Source organism: Kitasatospora sp. NPDC029367 (assembly GCF_055569135.1).
This window is the reverse complement of record NZ_JBVHYH010000114.1, coordinates 1-17,849: the sequence shown is the minus strand read 5'-3', so window position 1 is coordinate 17,849 and position 17,849 is coordinate 1. Positions and strand designations below refer to the sequence as shown.

The window sequence follows — 17,849 nt, the reverse complement described above, 5'->3', positions numbered from 1 at the left end:
ACACCCGCGTTGAGCGGCACGGCAACCACCGGAATAGGGTGATCCCGCGCACTGCGTCCTCGCTAGTGTTTGTTTCAAAAGGAATCTCCAACCCCGATCGAGCGATCGAGGCCGGGGATGTCAACATATCTGGCGTTGACTTTTGGCACGCTGTTGAGTTCTCAAGGAACGGACGCTTCCTTCGGACCGCCTTCCAGCGGGCCCTCCGGGCGCTTCGTTCTTTCGTGTTTCCAGCTTATCAGATGTTTTCCGCTCCGTTTTCCGGAGTTTCATTCATCCGATTAGGCTTTTGCCTTTCGGCGCTCCCGAACTCTACCAGAGTTTCTCGGTCCGTTTTCCCGGCAGTTCTCGAATTCGCATTCGCATTCGAGGACTTCCTTGGGGCTCGTCCCGTGGGGCAACCCGGAGAACATTACGCACCGGGTCGCCCCACGTCAAACCGGCCTCAGCGGGGCCGGACGAGGGTCTGGAGCGGGGCTCAGACCTCGACGACGACCGGCAGGATCATCGGCCGGCGGCGGTAGTTGTCCGCGACCCACTTGCCGATGGTCCGGCGGACGAGCTGCTGCACCTGGCGGGGCTCCAGCACGCCGTCGCTCGCCGAACGGTCCAGGGCCTCCTGGAGCTTGGCAATGACCGGCACGAAGGCGTTGTCGTCGATGCCGGAGCCACGGGCCTGGATGGTCGGGCCGCCGACCATCTTGCCGTTGGTCGTGTCGACCGCGACGAAGACCGAGATGAAGCCCTCCTCGCCGAGGATCCTGCGGTCCTTGAGCGAGGCCTCGGTGATGTCGCCGACCGAGGCGCCGTCCACGTAGACGTAGCCGGCCCGGACCTTGCCGACGATCCGGGCGACGCCCTTCTCCAGGTCGACGCAGACGCCGTCCTCGGCGATGACCACGCGGTTGCGCGGCACGCCGGTCGCGATGCCCAGCTCGGCGGCGGCCCGCAGGTGGCGCCACTCGCCGTGGACCGGCATCAGGTTGCGCGGCTTGCAGATGTTGAAGAAGTACAGCAGCTCGCCGGCCGAGGCGTGGCCGGAGACGTGCACCTTGGCGTTGCCCTTGTGCACGACCTTGGCGCCCCAGCGGGTCAGGCCGTTGATCACGCGGTAGACGGCGTTCTCGTTGCCCGGGATGAGCGAGGACGCCAGGACGACGGTGTCGCCCTCGACGATGCGGATCTGGTGGTCGCGGTTGGCCATCCGGGACAGCGCCGCCATCGGCTCGCCCTGGGAGCCGGTGCAGATCAGCACGACCTCCTTGTCCGGCAGGTCGTCGAGCTGCTTGACGTCGACGATCATGTTGCCGGGGACCTTGAGGTACCCGAGGTCGCGGGCGATGCCCATGTTGCGGACCATCGAGCGGCCGACGAAGGCGACCTTGCGCTTGTACTCGTGCGCGGCGTCCAGCACCTGCTGGATGCGGTGCACGTGGCTGGCGAAGGAGGCGACGATGATGCGCTTGTCGGCGTTCGCGAAAACGTTTCGCAGCGCGGCCGAGATGTCGCGCTCGTGCGGGATGAAGCCGGGGACCTCGGCGTTGGTGGAGTCCACCAGCAGCAGGTCCATGCCCTCCTCCGCCAGCTTGGCGAAGGTCGGCAGGTCGGTGAGGCGGCCGTCCAGCGGCAGCTGGTCCATCTTGAAGTCACCGGTGGCCACGACCATGCCGGCGGGGGTGCGGACCGCCACGGCGAGGGCGTCCGGGATGGAGTGGTTGACCGCGATGAACTCGCAGTCGAAGGGGCCGATGCGCTCGCGCTCGCCCTCCTTGACCTCCAGCACGTACGGCCGGATGCGGTGCTCGGCGAGCTTGGCCTCGATCAGGGCGAGGGTCAGCTTGGAGCCGATCAGCGGGATGTCCGGGTTCTCCCGCAGGAGGAACGGGACGGCGCCGATGTGGTCCTCGTGGCCGTGGGTGAGGACGATGCCGTCGACCTTGTCGAGGCGGTCCCGGATGTAGCTGAAGTCCGGGAGGATCAGGTCCACGCCGGGCTGCTCGTCCTCGGGGAAGAGGACGCCGCAGTCGATGATCAGGATGCGGTCGCCGTACTCGAGGACCGTCATGTTGCGGCCGATCTCGCCGAGGCCGCCGAGCGGAGTGATGCGGAGGGCGCCCTCCTTGAGGGCCGGGGGCGCGCCGAGTTCGGGGTGCGGGTGGCTCAAAAGACTCTCCTCACGACGCACGCCATATGCCCGGGGTCCTCCCCCTGGAGACATATGGCGTGCGTACTCAGTGTCGTTCTTCCTACTGGGTCTGTGCTCTCGCGCCTTCGGTCCGGTCCAGCGGCGGACCCGGTCGGGTCCGGCGAGCCGGGGCGCGCACGTCTGTGTCTGCTACAGGTGTACCCCGCCGGAGGCGAGATCCTGCTTCAATCGGTCGATCTCCTCGGGCGTCGCGCCGACCAGGGGCAGGCGCAGCGGCCCGGCGGGCAGGCCCTGGAGGTCCAGCGCGGCCTTGGTGAGGATCACGCCCTGGGTGCGGAACATACCGGTGAACACCGGCAGCAGGCCCTGGTGGACGGCGGTGGCCTTGGCCACATCGCCGGCCAGGTAGGCCTCGATCATCGCCTTCAACTCACCGGCGACCACGTGCCCGACGACGCTGACCACGCCGACGGCCCCGACGGACAGCAGCGGCAGGTTGAGGATGTCGTCGCCGGAGTACCAGGCGAGGCCGGAGCGGGCGATCGCCCAGGCCGCGGCGCCGAGGTCGCCCTTGGCGTCCTTGTTGGCGACGATCCGCGGGTGCTCGCCGAGCCGGACCAGGGTCTCGTGGCTCAGCGCGACACCGCTGCGGCCCGGGATGTCGTACGTCATGACCCTCAGGCCGGTGGCGTCGGCGACCTGCGTGAAGTGCCGGTGCAGGCCCTCCTGCGGGGGCTTGTTGTAGTACGGCGTGACGACCAGCAGGCCGTGCGCCCCGGCCGCCTCCGCCTGGCGGGCCAGCTCGACGCTGTGGTGGGTGTCGTTGGTGCCGACCCCGGCCACCACGTGGGCACGGTCCCCGACCGCCTCCGCCACGGCGCGGACGAGCTGGGCCTTCTCGGCGTCGCTGGTGGTCGGGGACTCACCGGTGGTGCCGTTGACGACGAGGCCGTCGTTCCCGGAGTCGACGAGGTGCGTGGCGAGGCGCTGGGCGCCGTCGAGGTCGAGCGCGCCGTCGGCGGTGAACGGGGTGACCATCGCGGTCAGCACCCGGCCGAACGGCGTCTGGGGGGTGGAGGTCGGAGCCATGCGTCCAAAGCTACTCGTAGGCGGTGGGGCGGTACCCATGCCGGTCCAGGGTTCGGACAGGCGCGCAGGCCAGGAGGCGGGGGAATGGGATCCCGGTGCTGCCCGCTCGGGGGTTCGGGCAGCACCGGGATCCGTGGTCACGAATGTAGGGAGCGGCTAGAAAAGCCGCAATCCAGACATGCCCGACACTCTGCCCATATGCCTGTCGTCCCAGGTCAGGGCGCGACCCGGCCGTGCTTCTCGAAGGCCGCATGGGTGAGCGGCATGAGCTGCGCCCACTGCTCCTCCATCTGCTCCGCGACCATCTCGATCTCGCGCTGCGGGAAGGACGGCACCGCCGAGTTCTCCCGCCGGGTGCGCAGCGAGAGGAAGTGCATCAGCGAGCGCGCGTTGCAGGTCGCGTACATCGAGGAGAACAGGCCGACCGGCAGCACCGCCCGGGCCACCTCGCGGGCCACGCCGGCCGCCAGCATCTCCTGGTAGCGGGCGTAGGACTCGCGGTACGCGGCCTCCATCGCCGCGGTGGTGGTCTCGTGCTGCTCCGGGGTGCCCTGGTGGAACTCGTACTTGCCCGGACGGCCCTGCTGGACCAGCTTGCGGTCGGCGCCCGGGACGTAGAAGACCGGCTCCAGCTCGCGGTAGCGGCCGGACTCCTCGTTGTACGACCAGCCGCTGCGGTGCCGGTGGAACTCGCGGAACACGAAGATCGGCGCGCTGATGAAGAAGGTCATCGAGTTGTGCTCGAACGGCGTGCCGTGCCGGTCGCGCATCAGGAAGTTGATCAGGCCCTTGGACTTCTCCGGGTCCTGCTGGAGCGCCTCCAGGGACTGCTCCCCCGCGGTCGACACCCGGGCCGACCAGATGACGTCCGAATCGGCGGCGGCGCTGCGGACCAGCTCCACCGTCACGTCGCTCCGGAAGCTGGGGGCCGTCGGTTCGTCGCTCACGCGTTACTCCTTGCGGGTTCGGTGCTGTGCAGCTTGATGGCGTGCTGCATGGTCTTGCGGGCGCGCGGGGTGTCGCCGGCGTCTGCGTACGCCACGGCGAGGCGGAACCAGACGCGCCAGTCGCCCGGTGCGGCCTCCGCCTCGGTCCGGCGGCGGGTGAACACCGCGTCGGCCGAGGCCCGGTCGATCCGCCCGCCGCTGGTGCGCTCCAGCTCGTCCACCGGCAGGCCGCCCTCGGCCTCCAGCTCGCGGGCGAGCTGCTCGCTGGCCCGGCCGAAGCGGACGGTCTGGCGCAGGAACCAGATGCCGATCACCGGGATCACGAAGGCGCAGAGGCCGATGCCGATGCCGAGCGGCTTTCCGGTGGCGACCAGCTGGACGCCCTCCCCCACGCAGAGGAGGGCGACCAGCAGCAGCACGCCGGACAGGACGAAGAAACCGGTACGGGAGGTCATTCCGCGCTCCTGGAGGTCGACACGGTCACAGCTCCAGGAAGTGTTCGAGGCCGAAGGTCAGCCCCGGGGTCTCGACGACCTTGCGCACGCCCAGCAGGATGCCCGGCATGAAGCTGCTGTGGTGCAGCGAGTCGTGCCGGATGGTGAGCGTCTCGCCGGTGTCGCCGAACATCACCTGCTGGTGGGCGAGCAGGCCTCGCAGCCGTACGGCGTGCACCGGGACCCCGTCCACGTCGGCGCCGCGCGCGCCGGGCAGGCTGTGGGTGGTGGGGTCCTGCTGCTTCGGCCGGCCGGCCTCGGCGCGGGCCGCGGCGATCAGCTGGGCGGTGCGGGTGGCGGTGCCGCTGGGGGCGTCGGCCTTGTTGTCGTGGTGCATCTCGACCACCTCGACGGACTCGAAGTACCTCGCGGCGATCTGCGAGAACTTCATGCCGAGGATGGCGCCGATGGAGAAGTTGGGCGCGATCAGCAGCCCGAGGCCAGGGGCCTCGGAGAGCCAGCCCTCGACGGTGGCCAGCCGCTCGTCCGTCCAGCCGGTCGTGCCGGTCACCACGTGGATGCCGTGGTGGAGGCAGTAGTCGAGGTTGCCCATCACCGAGTCCGGGTGGGTGAGTTCGACGGCGACCTGGGCCCCGGCCGCGGTCAGCTCCGCCAGCTTCGAGCCGCGGCCGAGGGTGGCCACCAGCTCGAGGTCCGGCGCGGCCTCGACGGCCTTGACCGCCTCCGAGCCGATCCGTCCGTTGGCGCCGATCACGGCGACACGCAGCGTCATAGCGACGTTCCTCTCCGGGAAGACAATCCTCAGACCAGCAGATCGGCGAGCTTGGCGGCCCGCTTGTCGTTGACCGGGCCGATCAGCGCCAGCGACGGCCGGTACGCGCCCAGCACATCACGGGCGACGGCGTGGACGTCCTCCAGGGTCACCGCGGCGATCCGCTCCAGCATGTCGTCCACCGACAGGTGGTGCCCGTAGCTGAGTTCGGCCTTGCCGATGCGGTTCATCAGCGAGCCGGTGTCCTCCATGCCGAGCACGGTGGAGCCGGAGATCTGGCCGATCGCGCGCTGCAGCTCCTCCTCGGTGATGCCGTCGGCGACCACCTTGGCGAGCTCCTCGCGGCAGATCCGCAGCACCTCCTCGACCCGCTTGGGCTGGCAGCCGGCGTAGATGCCGAACAGGCCGCTGTCCGCGTAGGAGGAGGAGTACGAGTAGACGGAGTAGGCCAGGCCGCGCTTCTCCCGGACCTCCTGGAACAGCCGGGAGCTCATCCCGCCGCCCAGGGCCGCGTTGAGCACGCCCATCGCCCAGCGGCGCTCGTCGTGCCGGGGCACGCCGGGCACGCCCAGCACCAGGTGGGCCTGCTCGGTGGAGCGGTTGAGCACCTCGACCTTGCCGGCCGTGCGCAGCGCCTTGACGCCGCGGCGGGCCTCGGCGGGCGCCGCGGTGGAGCGGGCCAGTACCGGGGCGAAGGCCTCCTGCACCTGCTTGACGACCTTGCGGTGGTCGAGGTTGCCGGCCGCGGCGACGACCAGGTTCTCCGGGCGGTAGCGGCGGTGGTAGAAGCCGGCGACCTGGTCCCGGGTGAGGGCCTTGATGGTCTCCTGGGTGCCGAGGATCGGGCGGCCGAGCGGGCCGTTGCCGAAGATCACCTTGGCGAACAGGTCGTGGACGACGTCACCCGGGTCGTCCTCGGCCATCGCCATCTCCTCGAGGATGACGCCGCGTTCGGCGTCGACGTCCTCGGCGCGGATCAGCGAGCCGGTGAGCATGTCGCAGACCACGTCGATGGCCAGCGGCAGGTCGGTGTCCAGGACCCGGGCGTAGTAGCAGGTGTTCTCCTTCGCGGTGAAGGCGTTCATCTCGCCGCCGACCGCGTCCAGGGCCGCCGAGATGTCCAGCGCGCTGCGCCGCTCGGTGCCCTTGAAGAGCAGGTGCTCCAGGTAGTGGGTGGCGCCGTTGAGCTGCGGGGTCTCGTCCCGCGAGCCGACGCCGACCCAGATGCCGAAGGTCGCGGAGCGCACCGTCGGCAGGGTCTCGGTGACGACCCGCAGGCCGCCGGGGAGGACGGTGCGGCGCACCGTGCCGGCGCCGTCGACGCCCTTGAGCAGGGTCCGGGTGGAGCCGGGACGCTGCTTTACCGCCGGGGCCTGGGCCACGGGGGGTACCTCCAGAGGAAACGCACGTGGAATGGCACGTACGGACGAACGCGTGGACAACAGGGTGCGGCCCGCACGCCGGGAGGCGTACGGGCCGCAAGGGTCAGCTAGCGGCGCTTCACTCGGAAGCGGCCTCGCCGCCTTCCTCGCCCTCGATGACCGGGATCAGGGAGAGCTTGCCGCGCGGGTCGATCTCGGCGATCTCGACCTGCACCTTGGCGCCGACGCCGAGGACGTCCTCGACGTTCTCGACGCGCTTGCCGCCGGCCAGCTTGCGGATCTGCGAGATGTGCAGCAGGCCGTCCTTGCCCGGCATGAGCGACACGAACGCGCCGAACGTCGTGGTCTTGACCACGGTGCCCAGGTAGCGCTCGCCGACCTCCGGCATGGTCGGGTTGGCGATCTGGTTGATCGTGGTGCGGGCGGCCTCGGCGGCCGGGCCGTCGGCGGCACCGATGTAGATGGTGCCGTCGTCCTCGATCGTGATCTCGGCGCCGGTGTCCTCCTGGATCTGGTTGATCATCTTGCCCTTGGGGCCGATGACCTCACCGATCTTGTCCACCGGGATCTTGATGGTGATGATGCGCGGCGCGTTCGGGGACATCTCGTCGGGCGAGTCGATGGCCTCGTTCATCACGTCGAGGATGTGCAGGCGGGCGTCGCGGGCCTGCTTGAGCGCGGCGGCCAGCACGGAGGCCGGGATGCCGTTCAGCTTGGTGTCGAGCTGCAGCGCGGTGATGAAGTTGCGGGTACCGGCGACCTTGAAGTCCATGTCGCCGTACGCGTCCTCGGCACCGAGGATGTCGGTCAGCGCGACGTAGTGGGTCTCGCCGTCGATCTCCTGGGAGATCAGGCCCATGGCGATGCCGGCGACGGCGGCCTTGAGCGGCACACCGGCGTTCAGCAGCGACATGGTCGAGGCGCAGACCGAGCCCATCGAGGTGGAGCCGTTGGAGCCGAGCGCCTCGGAGACCTGGCGGATGGCGTACGGGAACTCCTCGCGGGTCGGCAGGACCGGGAGGATGGCGCGCTCGGCGAGGGCGCCGTGGCCGATCTCGCGGCGCTTGGGCGAGCCCACGCGGCCGGTCTCGCCGACCGAGTACGGCGGGAAGTTGTAGTTGTGCATGTAGCGGCGACGCGTCTCCGGGGAGAGCGTGTCGAGCTGCTGCTCCATCCGGAGCATGTTCAGCGTGGTGACGCCCAGGATCTGGGTCTCGCCGCGCTCGAACAGGGCCGAGCCGTGGACGCGCGGGATGGCCTCGACCTCGGCGGCCAGGGTGCGGATGTCGGTGACACCGCGGCCGTCGATGCGGACCTTGTCCTTGATGACGCGCTCGCGGACGATCTTCTTGGTCAGCGCGTTGTAGGCGGCGCTGATCTCCTTCTCGCGGCCCTCGAACTCGGGGAGCAGCTTCTCGGCGGCGACCGCCTTGACGCGGTCCAGCTCGGCGTTGCGCTCCTGCTTGCCCGGGATGGTGAGGGCCTTGGCCAGCTCGTCCTTGACGGCGGCGGTCAGCGCGGCCAGGACGTCGTCCTGGTAGTCCAGGAAGACCGGGAACTCGGCGGTCGGCTTGGCGGCCTGGGCGGCCAGCTGCGCCTGCGCGGCGCACAGCACCTTGATGAACGGCTTGGCGGCGTCGAGGCCGGCGGCCACGACCTCCTCGGTCGGCGCCTCGGCGCCGCCCTCGACCAGCTTGATGGTCTTGTCGGTGGCCTCGGCCTCGACCATCATGATCGCGACGTCGCCGTCCGGCAGGACGCGACCGGCGACGACCATGTCGAAGACGGCCGACTCCAGCTCGCTGTGGGTCGGGAAGGCCACCCACTGGCCCTTGATCAGCGCGACGCGGACGCCACCGATCGGGCCGGAGAACGGCAGGCCCGCCAGCTGGGTGGAGGCGGAGGCGGCGTTGATCGCGACCACGTCGTACAGGTGGTCGGGGTTGAGCGCCATGATCGTGCAGACGACCTGGACCTCGTTGCGCAGGCCCTTGACGAAGGACGGGCGCAGCGGGCGGTCGATCAGGCGGCAGGTCAGGATCGCGTCCTCGGACGGCCGACCCTCGCGACGGAAGAACGAGCCGGGGATGCGGCCGGCGGCGTACATCCGCTCCTCGACGTCCACGGTCAGCGGGAAGAAGTCGAAGTGCTCCTTCGGCTGCTTGGACGCGCTGGTGGCCGACAGCACCATGGTGTCGTCGTCCAGGTAGGCCACGGCGGAGCCGGCGGCCTGACGGGCCAGACGGCCGGTCTCGAAGCGGATGGTACGGGTGCCGAAGGAACCGTTGTCGATCACGGCTTCGGCGTAGAACACGTTCTCTTCCACCTGGAAGATCTCCTCTTTCGTACGTTCTCCGGGAGAGCGTCCCCGCGCACTGCCTCGGGCTGGCCCTGGGGCCCTCCTGCCAGGAGGGCGGCAGTCGGGCCGGTCTTCGATCGAAGCCTCCGGGGTGCCCCGCTCGTCGGGCGGGGGTTCCGGGGGCCACTACCGAGGACCGGCGCCTCACGGCTGCCGGGCCGGGACGGGCGGTCCGCGTCTGGACGCTCTCTCGGATGCGGGCGGCTTCCGTTTGAAGCCTTCGTCCCGCGGGGGGTTCGGGCTTGCTGCCCGGGTGGCGCTCCTGCGCCATCACCCGGCATGCCCACAACCCTACGGTGCAATCCTCGGCCACCTGGGGAGGTGCGCGCGAGTTGTTATGTCAGGGTGCCGCGTTCGAACCGCCGCGGCATACGCGCGAGGGGCGGCTCCCCGGTGTGGGGAGCCGCCCCCTGCGGCGGTCTTAGCGGGCGCCGCCGGCGGCACCGCGACGGATGCCCAGGCGGTCGACGAGCGTACGGAAACGCTCGATGTCCTTCTTGGCCAGGTACTGCAGGAGGCGGCGGCGCTGGCCGACCAGGATCAGCAGGCCACGACGCGAGTGGTGGTCGTGCTTGTGGAACTTGAGGTGCTCGGTCAGGTCCGAGATACGGCGGGAGAGCATGGCCACCTGGACCTCGGGGGAACCGGTGTCGCCCTCCTTCTGGCCGAACTCGGCGAAGATCTGCTTCTTGACGTCAGAGGCGAGAGCCACTGCAACTCCTTCAAGGTCTACCGAGCGGTCCTGGTCGACAGCACAGGACTCTGCGAGAACTCGGTGTCTCGAGCGTCGTCCGTGGTCGACGGCCCACGAAGGGGTGGACACACGGCTGCGCTCGAAGGCCAAGGGTACCAGTGCCGACCACCCGGCCGGTCGGCGGGTGGAAGGCGCCCGGCGGCAGGGGCCGGGCGCGGTCAGCCGGTGGCGCCGCGGACCAGCCGGTAGACGTTCAGCACGGCGAGCGCCAGCGGGACCAGCGAGATCAGGGTGAGGCTGTCCACCAGGTCCAGGATGCGTCCCCAGAACGGGGAGACGCCGAGCCGGGGCACCACCAGGGCGATCGCGGTGAGCAGCGCGGCCCCGAAGGCGACCGAGGCGGCCAGCCAGATGGTGCGCAGGTCGAGCTCGGTGCTGGAGCCGGCCGCGCGCAGGACGAACTGCGGGGTGTGCAGGGACAGCCCGACGATCAGCAGGCACAGGCCGAGCAGGCCGGCCACGGTGAGGCTGAGGACCTGCGCGGTGTAGCGGAACAGCCGGGCGCGCAGCATGGCGGCGATGCCGAGGGCGAGGGCGAGCAGTTCGGGGAAGGTCCGGTCGGTGAAGGAGAGGACGGCGCAGGCGCCGACCACGACCGCGGCGCAGCCGCCGACCAGGCCGACCAGCACCTCGTGGCCGCGGCGGGCCTGGTGGGCGATCCGCTCGTACTGGACGGCCTCGGCGCGCTCGGCCTCCTCGTCGTAGTCGCGGCTGCGGGTGCGGGTCTGGCCGGGGGCGCTGAATCCGACCGGCAGCCGGGCGAAGCGGGCGGAGAGGCTGGGCAGGAAGCCGATCGCGGCGACGGCGGCGACACCGGTGACGGCGGCGATGTTCCCGGCCGGGGTGTCGGGCATCAGGACGGCGGCGAAGGTGGCGAGCGCGCCGGCGGTGGCCACGAAGGCGGCGGCGACGAACACCGCGTCCTTGTCCGGGAGGAGTCCGGCGAGCAGCACGGCGATCACCAGGACGGTGACGCAGCCGGTGAGGAACTGGAGCCGGCCGGGGCCGTCCCACGGGTGGGCGACGGCGATGATGCCGCTGCCGGCGATCATGGCGTGCGGCAGGGCGCCGAGGCCGAGCGCGACGGCGGCGTGGGCGTCCTGGTAGACCCGGGCGCGCACCCCGGCGAGCGCGGTGAGCACCACGGCGGCGACGCCGGCCAGCACGCCGGGCAGGCTGTGCATGTCGTGGCGCAGGTCGGAGAACCAGAGCGCGAAGCCGAGCAGGGTGAGCAGCACCCCGGCGCCGATCAGGCCGAAGCCGCGCATGAGGTCGACGGTCCAGAACCGGCGGTCGGCCTCGACGGCGCTGGCGATGGCGTCGGCGACGTCGTCGTAGACGGCGGGCGGCAGCGACTCGGCGAAGGGGCGCAGCGCCAGCAGGTCGCCGTCGCGGACCTGCTGGGCGGCCAGGGACAGGCTGCTGTCGAGGACGGTGCCGTCGCGGCGGACCAGGTGGAAGCCGGTGGGGGTGCCGTCGGGCTGGCTCTGGTTGGCCAGCCGCAGCACCTCGGGGTAGACGTCGGCGAGGGCGACGTCCTCGGGCAGGGCGACGTCGATCCGGCGGTCCGGGGCGACGACGGTCACCCGGCAGTAGCCAGTGGCGGCCGACGTGGTCATGACCCCACCTCGATCATTCGACGCACTTGACGCTCCCCCTGTGTGGACGGTGCCGCGGCACGGTGGCGCGCGGGGTGGCTGTGGAACCGGCCCGGCCGGGCCGCGAGTTGGCGCGGCGTTACCCTACCCGCTCGGTTCGTGCCCGGTGCCGCTGCGGGGTGCGGCCCCCGTCGGTGCGGGCGCGCCCCTATGTAGGATCGGCGCCTGCGCCAGGTGGTACGGGGGCTGCGCTGTGTGGGGCGTCCTCAGCCACGGGAATCCCGTACCGGGCCGAGCGCAGTCGCGTGAGGGCTGATGCCGAAGTGATCGATCGACGCCGCGGGGTGGGTGACGCATGGGTGTGATCATGGTCAAGCGACCGGCCAGGGCCTACCCGCCGACGGTGCCGGACGAGCCGGTGGAGCTGGTCAGTCCGCCGGAGCTGCCCCGGCAGGGCGGCGAGGACTGGCTGATGAGCGTCCTGCCGATGCTCGGCATGGGCGGTTCGGCGGTGTTCTTCTTCTCGCCGGGTGCGGCCGCGCCGATGAAGATCATGGGCGGTCTGATGATCGTCTCGACGGTCGGCATGGTGCTGGCCCAGATCGTGCGGGCCCGCCGGGGCGGCTCGACCGCGATGGCGGACGAGCGGCGCGACTACCTCAAGTACCTCCAGCAGACCCGCCGCCAGGTGCGCCGCACGGCGGAGAGCCAGCGCGGCGCGCTGCTGTTCCTGAACCCGGCGCCGGACCAGCTCTGGTCGATCGTCGAGGACGGCCGCCGGCTGTGGGAGCGGCGGACGGCCGACGGCGACTTCGCGCAGATCCGGGTCGGCCTCGGGCCGGTGCAGCTGTCCACCCCGCTGGTGGCGCCGCAGACCGCGCCGATGGACGAGCTGGAGCCGCTGTCGGCGGCCGCGATGCACTCGTTCCTCAAGGCGCACGGCACCCTCCAGGACCTGCCGCTGGCGGTCTCGCTGCGGGCCTTCTACCACATCACGGTGTGCGGGGACCCGGACTCGGTGTACGGGAACGTGCGCGCGATGATCGCCCAGCTGACCACCCTGCACTCCCCGGACGACCTGCTGGTCGCGGTCGCCGCGGCACCCGGCGCGGCCGAGGAGTGGGACTGGACCAAGTGGCTCCCGCACAACCAGCACCGCAAGGAGAGCGACGGCGCGGGCTCGCGCCGGCTGAGCGCCACCGACCTGGGCGAACTGGAGTACCTGCTGCAGGACGAGCTGGCCGGCCGCCAGCGCTTCGTCCGGGACGCGGCGCCCGCCGCGGACCAGCCGCACCTGGTGGTGATCATGGACGGCGCCGGGGTCCCGCACGACTCGGTGCTGGCCGGCCCCGAGGGCGTGCAGGGGGTGACCGTCATCGAGGTCGTCCCGGGCGAGGTGGACGAGCCGAGCGGGCACCTGATGGTGACGGTCAACCCGCAGGAGCTGGTGCTGCGTTCGGCCTCCGGGGCGACGTACAGCGGCAAGCCGGACCTGCTCTCGCTGTGGCAGTCCGAGGCGCTGGCGCGGCAGTTGGCGCCGTACCGGGCCTCGGCCGGCGGGGACGACGAGCCGCTGCTGTCCAACCTGGACTTCACCGACATGATGAACTCGGGCGACCCGGGCTCCTTCGACGTGGCCCGCAGCTGGCGCCCGCGCGCCCAGCACGAGCGGATGCGGGTGCCGATCGGCGTCGGCGCGAACGGCGAGCACGTCTACCTGGACATCAAGGAGGCCGCGCTGGAGGGCATGGGCCCGCACGGCCTGTGCGTGGGCGCGACCGGTTCCGGCAAGTCGGAGCTGCTGCGCACCCTGGTGCTGGCGCTGGCGATGACCCACTCCTCGGAGACGCTGAACTTCGTGCTCGCCGACTTCAAGGGCGGCGCGACCTTCCTGGGCATGGCGGACATGCCGCACACCTCCGCGGTGATCACCAACCTGGAGGGCGAGCTCACCCTGGTCGACCGCATGCGCGACGCGATCGAGGGCGAGCTGCACCGCCGCCAGGAACTGCTGCACCGCTCCGGCAACTACGCCAACATCCACGAGTACGAGCGGGCCCGGGCGGCCGGCGCGGCCCTGGACCCGCTGCCCTCGCTGGTGCTGATCATCGACGAGTTCTCCGAACTCCTCACCGCCAAGCCCGACTTCATCGAGATGTTCATCCAGATCGGCCGGATCGGCCGCTCCCTGGGCGTGCACCTGCTGCTGGCCTCGCAGCGCCTGGAGGAGGGCAAGCTGCGCGGCCTGGACACCTACCTCTCGTACCGGATCGGCCTGCGCACCTTCTCGGCGGCCGAGTCGCGGGCGGCGATCGGCGTGCCGGACGCGTACCACCTGCCGCCGGTGCCGGGCGTCGGCTACCTGAAGTTCGGCGAGGACGTGATGGACCGGTTCAAGGCCGCGTACGTCTCGGGGCCCTACCGGGCGCCGGGGCAGCAGCGGTCCACCGGCGGCCGGCGGGTGAACGCCCGGCCGGTGGAGTTCACCTCGGCCTTCGTGGACCTGCCGCCGGCCCCGGTGGAGGAGGAGGCGCCGCAGGTCCAGGAGCAGGACGACGCACTGGTGGACACCGTGCTGGACGTCTTCGTCCAGCGGATGTCCGGCCAGGGCCCGGCCGCCCACCAGGTGTGGCTGCCGCCGCTGGAGGAGGCGCCGAGCCTGGACCACCTGCTGCCGCCGCTGCAGCTCGTCCCGGACCGCGGACTGACCGCGCCCGGCTACCCGGGCGGGCGGCTGCGCGCACCGATCGGCATCGTGGACAAGCCGCGCGAGCAGAAGACCGACATCCTGGAGGTCGACTTCTCCGGGGCGGCCGGCCACGGCCTGGTCGTCGGCGGCCCGCGCTCGGGCAAGTCGACCGTGATGCGCGGCATGACGGCGGCCTTCGGCCTCACCCACACCCCGCGCGAGGTGCAGTTCTACCTGCTGGACTTCGGTGCGGGCAGCTTCCAGTCGCTGCTCGGGCTGCCGCACGTCGGCGGGGTGGCGGGCCGGCTGGACGTGGACAAGGTCCGCCGGATGGTCTCCGAGGTGCACGCGGTGCTCAACCGGCGCGAGGAGCTGTTCCGGGCGACCGGGATCGACACCATCGCGACCTACCGGGCCCGCCGGGCCGCCGGGCAGCTGCCCGACGAGGCCTTCGGCGACGTCTTCCTGATGATCGACGGCTGGAACACCTTCAAGCAGGAGTTCGAGGGGCTGGAGCCGGTGATCGGCGACATCGCCCAGCGCGGCCTCGGCTACGGCGTCCACCTGGTGATCACCGCCGCCCGGTACGCGGAGGTCCGCCCCGCGCTCAAGGACCTGCTGCAGAACCGCATCGAGCTCAAGCTCGGCGACGCGATGGAGTCCGAGGTCGACCGCCGGGTGGCGCAGAACGTGCCGCCGCTGGCCGGGCGCGGGATCACCGCGGAGCGGCTGCACTTCCTGAGCGGCCTGCCGCGACTGGACGGCTCCTCCTCGGTGGACGACCTCCAGGACGGCGTGGCCGGACTGGTCGCCGCGGTCGACGGGGCCTGGGCCGGCCCGCGCGCCCCGCAGGTGCGGATGCTGCCGGCCGTCCTGGACGGGACCTCGCTGCCGAAGGGCTTCGAGCACCCGGAGCGCGGCCTGTGCTTCGGCGTGGACGAGGCCGAGCTGGCGCCGGTGTTCGTCAACTTCGAGACCGACCCGCTGTTCATCGTGTTCGGCGACACCGAGTCCGGGAAGTCCGCGCTGCTGCGGATGCTGATCAAGCAGATCACCGAGCGCTACACCCCGGACCAGGCGGGCATCGTGGTCGGCGACTACCGGCGCGCCCTGCTGGGCACCGTCCCGCCGGAGTACCTGGTGGAGTACGCGGCCGCGCAGCCGGCCATGACCGCCATCGTGGACATGCTGCGCGGGGCCTGCGCCCGCCGTCTGCCCGGCCCGGACGTGACCGCCGAACAGCTGCGCAACCGCAGCTGGTACACCGGCAAGGACATGTTCGTGATCGTCGACGACTACGAGCTGGTCGCCACCGGCTCGGGCAACCCGCTGGCACCGCTGGCCGAGTTCCTGCCGTTCGCCCGGGACATCGGCCTGCGGGTGATCGTGGCCCGCAGCGCGGGCGGCGCCGGGCGCTCGCTGTACGAGCCGGTGATGCAGCGGATGCGCGAGCTGGGCGGGCAGGGCGTCATCCTCTCCGGCAACCGGGACGAGGGCGCACTGCTGGGGACGGTCAAGCCGCAGGCGCTGCCGCCGGGGCGCGGGGTGTACGTGTCACGCCGTGCGACCAACGGGCAGATGGTCCAGACGGGCTGGCTGCCGGTGCAGTGACCGTGCAGTGACCGTGCGGCGACGGTGCACTCACCGGGCGCGGCACCAGGCCGTCCGCTACGGACAGTGAGCGAAGGGGTCGGACTCTGCGGAGTCCGGCCCCTTCGGCGTCCCACGTGCTGAAACGTTACCTAGATCTTTCCAGGCCGGGGCTGCGGTTCCCGTACCCACCTGGGCAGTTGCCGAGCGGCCGGGTGACACCTGGCGTGTCGCCGTACGACCGAGCCACGGCCTTTGAATGGTGGCCCGCAACACTCCGTTCACCTTTGATTCATGCCCGATGTTGCCAAAGTAACAAGTCGGACAAACGACGCCATGACCCTAAGTGATCATCGGATCGCATGCTTATGCCTTTCGCCGCAACGGATTCCGAAGCAGTTCCGGCGTTGACGCAATCAATACGCCCAAGGTTCCATGGCGGCCCGGGAGCGACCGGACCAGACCCGAGCAACGAGCCAGCGGAGGCGATACCGCTCCCGTCCCAGGACCGAACAGAGCCGATCGGAATCCACATGACCGACACGCTTCGCCCGCCACAGAACGTAGCCGCCACGGCGGACGGCGCGGCCGCACCCCAGCAGCTCAAGCGCTCGATCGGCGTCGTGGGCGGCACCCTGCTCACGCTGTCCTGCGTCACCCCCGCGTCGACGCTCTTCGTGATCGTGCCGGAACTGTTCTCCAGCATCGGCAGCGCCACCGCCCTGGCCATCGCCATCGGCTCCGTGCTCTGCATCGCGGTCGCGTTCTGCTACTCCGAGCTCGGCACCCTGATCCCCAGCGCCGGCGGCGAGTACGCGATGGTCGGCACCCTGGCCGGGCGGCTCGCGGGCTGGCTGGTCTTCATCCAGTCGCTCATCGTGGTGATGATCGTCCCCTCGGTCATCGCCCTCGGCACCGCCGACTACCTGGCGCCCGTCCTGCACGTCGACAAGCCGATCGCCGGCGCCGCCGTGATGCTGGCCGCCACCCTGGCCGGTCTGCTCGACCTGCGCGCCAACGCCTGGATCACCGGCATCTTCCTGGTCCTGGAGGTCATCGCGGCCGGCGTGGTCTCGGTGCTCGGCTTCGCCCACACCAACGCGTCCCACCCCAGCCTGCTGCACGGCCTGGTCTCCACCGACGGCGGCGCCGCCAGCCCCGTCGGCATCGGCGCCATCATCGGCGCCCTCGGCATCGCACTGTTCGCCACCCAGGGCTTCTCCACCGCCGTCTACCTCTCCGAGGAGCTGGAGAACCCCCGCCGCACCGTCTCCCGCACCGTGCTGTGGACCCTCGGCCTCTCCAGCGCCATCATCCTGATCCCGGTCGCCGCCATCACCCTGGGCGCCCCCGACCTGCAGACCCTGACCTCCGGCGACATCTCCGGCATGGTCACCGCCTGGAGCAACTCCGCCGTCGGCACCTTCATCAGCCTCTGCATCGCGCTGGCGATCATCAACGCCGGCATCGTCATGGTCATCCAGAACTCCCGGGTGCTGTTCGCCTCCGCCCGCGACAAGGCCTGGCCCGAGCCCGTCAACAAGGCCTTCGGCACCCTCGGCCGCTTCGGCTCCCCCTGGATCGCCACCCTCGCGGTCGGCCTGCCCGGCGCCGCGCTCTGCTTCGTCAAGGGCGAGCTCCTCAGCAACATCACCGGCGTCGCCGTCACCGCGATGTACCTGCTGGTCGCCATCGCCTCGCTGCTCTCCCGCCGCGGCCACCACAAGCACGCCGCCGCCTGGCGGATGCCGCTGTGGCCCGCCGTCCCGGTGCTGCTGATCGTCGTCCTGGTGTACGTGATGACCCAGCTGGACGCCGAACCGCTGCTGTGGACCGGCGGCATCACCGCCGTCGCCACCCTCTACTGGCTGTTCTACCTGCGCCCCCGGCAGGACACCCGCTGGGTGATCAGCCTCCCCGAGGACCAGCAGGGCTGACCCGCCCCCCGAACCCCCACCCCTCCCCCACACGGCGGTGGGGGGGGGGGGGGGGGGGGGGGGGGGGGGGGGAGGGGGGGGGGGGGGGTGGGGTGGCGCTTCGGTTTTTTCGTCTGTTCTGGGTGGGGGAA

Annotated in this window: 11 protein-coding genes; 2 read left to right on the top strand and 9 right to left on the bottom strand. The window is 71.0% G+C overall.

Features of this window, described 5'->3' with window-relative positions:
- Positions 1 to 478: 478 nt before the first annotated feature.
- The 9 genes from ACZ4W5_RS36245 to eccD form a co-directional block, all read right to left on the bottom strand.
- Positions 479 to 2,164, bottom strand: coding sequence for a ribonuclease J (locus tag ACZ4W5_RS36245; protein ID WP_360243990.1), 1,686 nt, complete (start codon positions 2,162 to 2,164; stop codon positions 479 to 481).
- 171 nt (positions 2,165 to 2,335) lie between these two features.
- Complete coding sequence (gene dapA, locus ACZ4W5_RS36240) at positions 2,336 to 3,235, bottom strand: 4-hydroxy-tetrahydrodipicolinate synthase (protein WP_465659378.1); 900 nt, start codon at positions 3,233 to 3,235, stop codon at positions 2,336 to 2,338.
- Between the two features lie 215 nt (positions 3,236 to 3,450).
- Positions 3,451 to 4,182 (bottom strand): FAD-dependent thymidylate synthase, encoded by a 732-nt coding sequence (thyX, locus tag ACZ4W5_RS36235; protein ID WP_465659376.1) that lies wholly within the window; start codon positions 4,180 to 4,182, stop codon positions 3,451 to 3,453.
- Positions 4,179 to 4,637 carry a tetratricopeptide repeat protein gene (locus ACZ4W5_RS36230; RefSeq protein WP_360243999.1) on the bottom strand — a complete coding sequence of 153 codons (459 nt, stop codon included), beginning with the start codon at positions 4,635 to 4,637 and terminating at the stop codon, positions 4,179 to 4,181. The genes thyX and ACZ4W5_RS36230 overlap by 4 nt, the downstream gene beginning before the upstream one ends.
- A gap of 25 nt (positions 4,638 to 4,662) precedes the next feature.
- Positions 4,663 to 5,409: a 4-hydroxy-tetrahydrodipicolinate reductase gene (dapB, locus tag ACZ4W5_RS36225; RefSeq protein WP_360244002.1), complete on the bottom strand. Its 747-nt coding sequence runs from the start codon at positions 5,407 to 5,409 to the stop codon at positions 4,663 to 4,665.
- A 29-nt stretch (positions 5,410 to 5,438) separates the two neighbouring features.
- Positions 5,439 to 6,791: a M16 family metallopeptidase gene (locus tag ACZ4W5_RS36220; RefSeq protein ID WP_360244005.1), complete on the bottom strand. Its 1,353-nt coding sequence runs from the start codon at positions 6,789 to 6,791 to the stop codon at positions 5,439 to 5,441.
- 118 nt (positions 6,792 to 6,909) lie between these two features.
- Positions 6,910 to 9,117 (bottom strand): polyribonucleotide nucleotidyltransferase, encoded by a 2,208-nt coding sequence (locus ACZ4W5_RS36215; protein WP_360244008.1) that lies wholly within the window; start codon positions 9,115 to 9,117, stop codon positions 6,910 to 6,912.
- A 454-nt stretch (positions 9,118 to 9,571) separates the two neighbouring features.
- Entirely contained in the window at positions 9,572 to 9,862 is a 291-nt protein-coding gene (gene rpsO / locus ACZ4W5_RS36210) for a 30S ribosomal protein S15 (protein ID WP_188302791.1), read from the bottom strand.
- Positions 9,863 to 10,062: 200 nt separating this feature from the next.
- A complete protein-coding gene (eccD, locus tag ACZ4W5_RS36205) occupies positions 10,063 to 11,523 on the bottom strand; it encodes a type VII secretion integral membrane protein EccD (RefSeq protein WP_360244011.1) in 1,461 nt (486 codons plus the stop codon).
- 334 nt (positions 11,524 to 11,857) lie between these two features.
- Between eccD and eccCa the strand changes: the two genes are divergently transcribed.
- Together eccCa and ACZ4W5_RS36195 are read left to right on the top strand one after the other, a co-directional pair.
- Positions 11,858 to 15,802 carry a type VII secretion protein EccCa gene (gene eccCa / locus ACZ4W5_RS36200; protein WP_360244014.1) on the top strand — a complete coding sequence of 1,315 codons (3,945 nt, stop codon included), beginning with the start codon at positions 11,858 to 11,860 and terminating at the stop codon, positions 15,800 to 15,802.
- A gap of 512 nt (positions 15,803 to 16,314) precedes the next feature.
- Entirely contained in the window at positions 16,315 to 17,718 is a 1,404-nt protein-coding gene (locus ACZ4W5_RS36195) for an APC family permease (protein ID WP_465659373.1), read from the top strand.
- Positions 17,719 to 17,849 lie beyond the last annotated feature (131 nt).

Coding starts and splice junctions, on each gene's coding strand:
- dapA (WP_465659378.1), bottom strand. CDS start 3,235: ATGGCTCCGACCTCCACCCCCCAGACGCCGTTCGGCCGGGTGCTGACC.
- ACZ4W5_RS36230 (WP_360243999.1), bottom strand. CDS start 4,637: ATGACCTCCCGTACCGGTTTCTTCGTCCTGTCCGGCGTGCTGCTGCTG.
- dapB (WP_360244002.1), bottom strand. CDS start 5,409: ATGACGCTGCGTGTCGCCGTGATCGGCGCCAACGGACGGATCGGCTCG.
- eccD (WP_360244011.1), bottom strand. CDS start 11,523: ATGACCACGTCGGCCGCCACTGGCTACTGCCGGGTGACCGTCGTCGCC.
- eccCa (WP_360244014.1), top strand. CDS start 11,858: ATGGGTGTGATCATGGTCAAGCGACCGGCCAGGGCCTACCCGCCGACG.
- ACZ4W5_RS36195 (WP_465659373.1), top strand. CDS start 16,315: ATGACCGACACGCTTCGCCCGCCACAGAACGTAGCCGCCACGGCGGAC.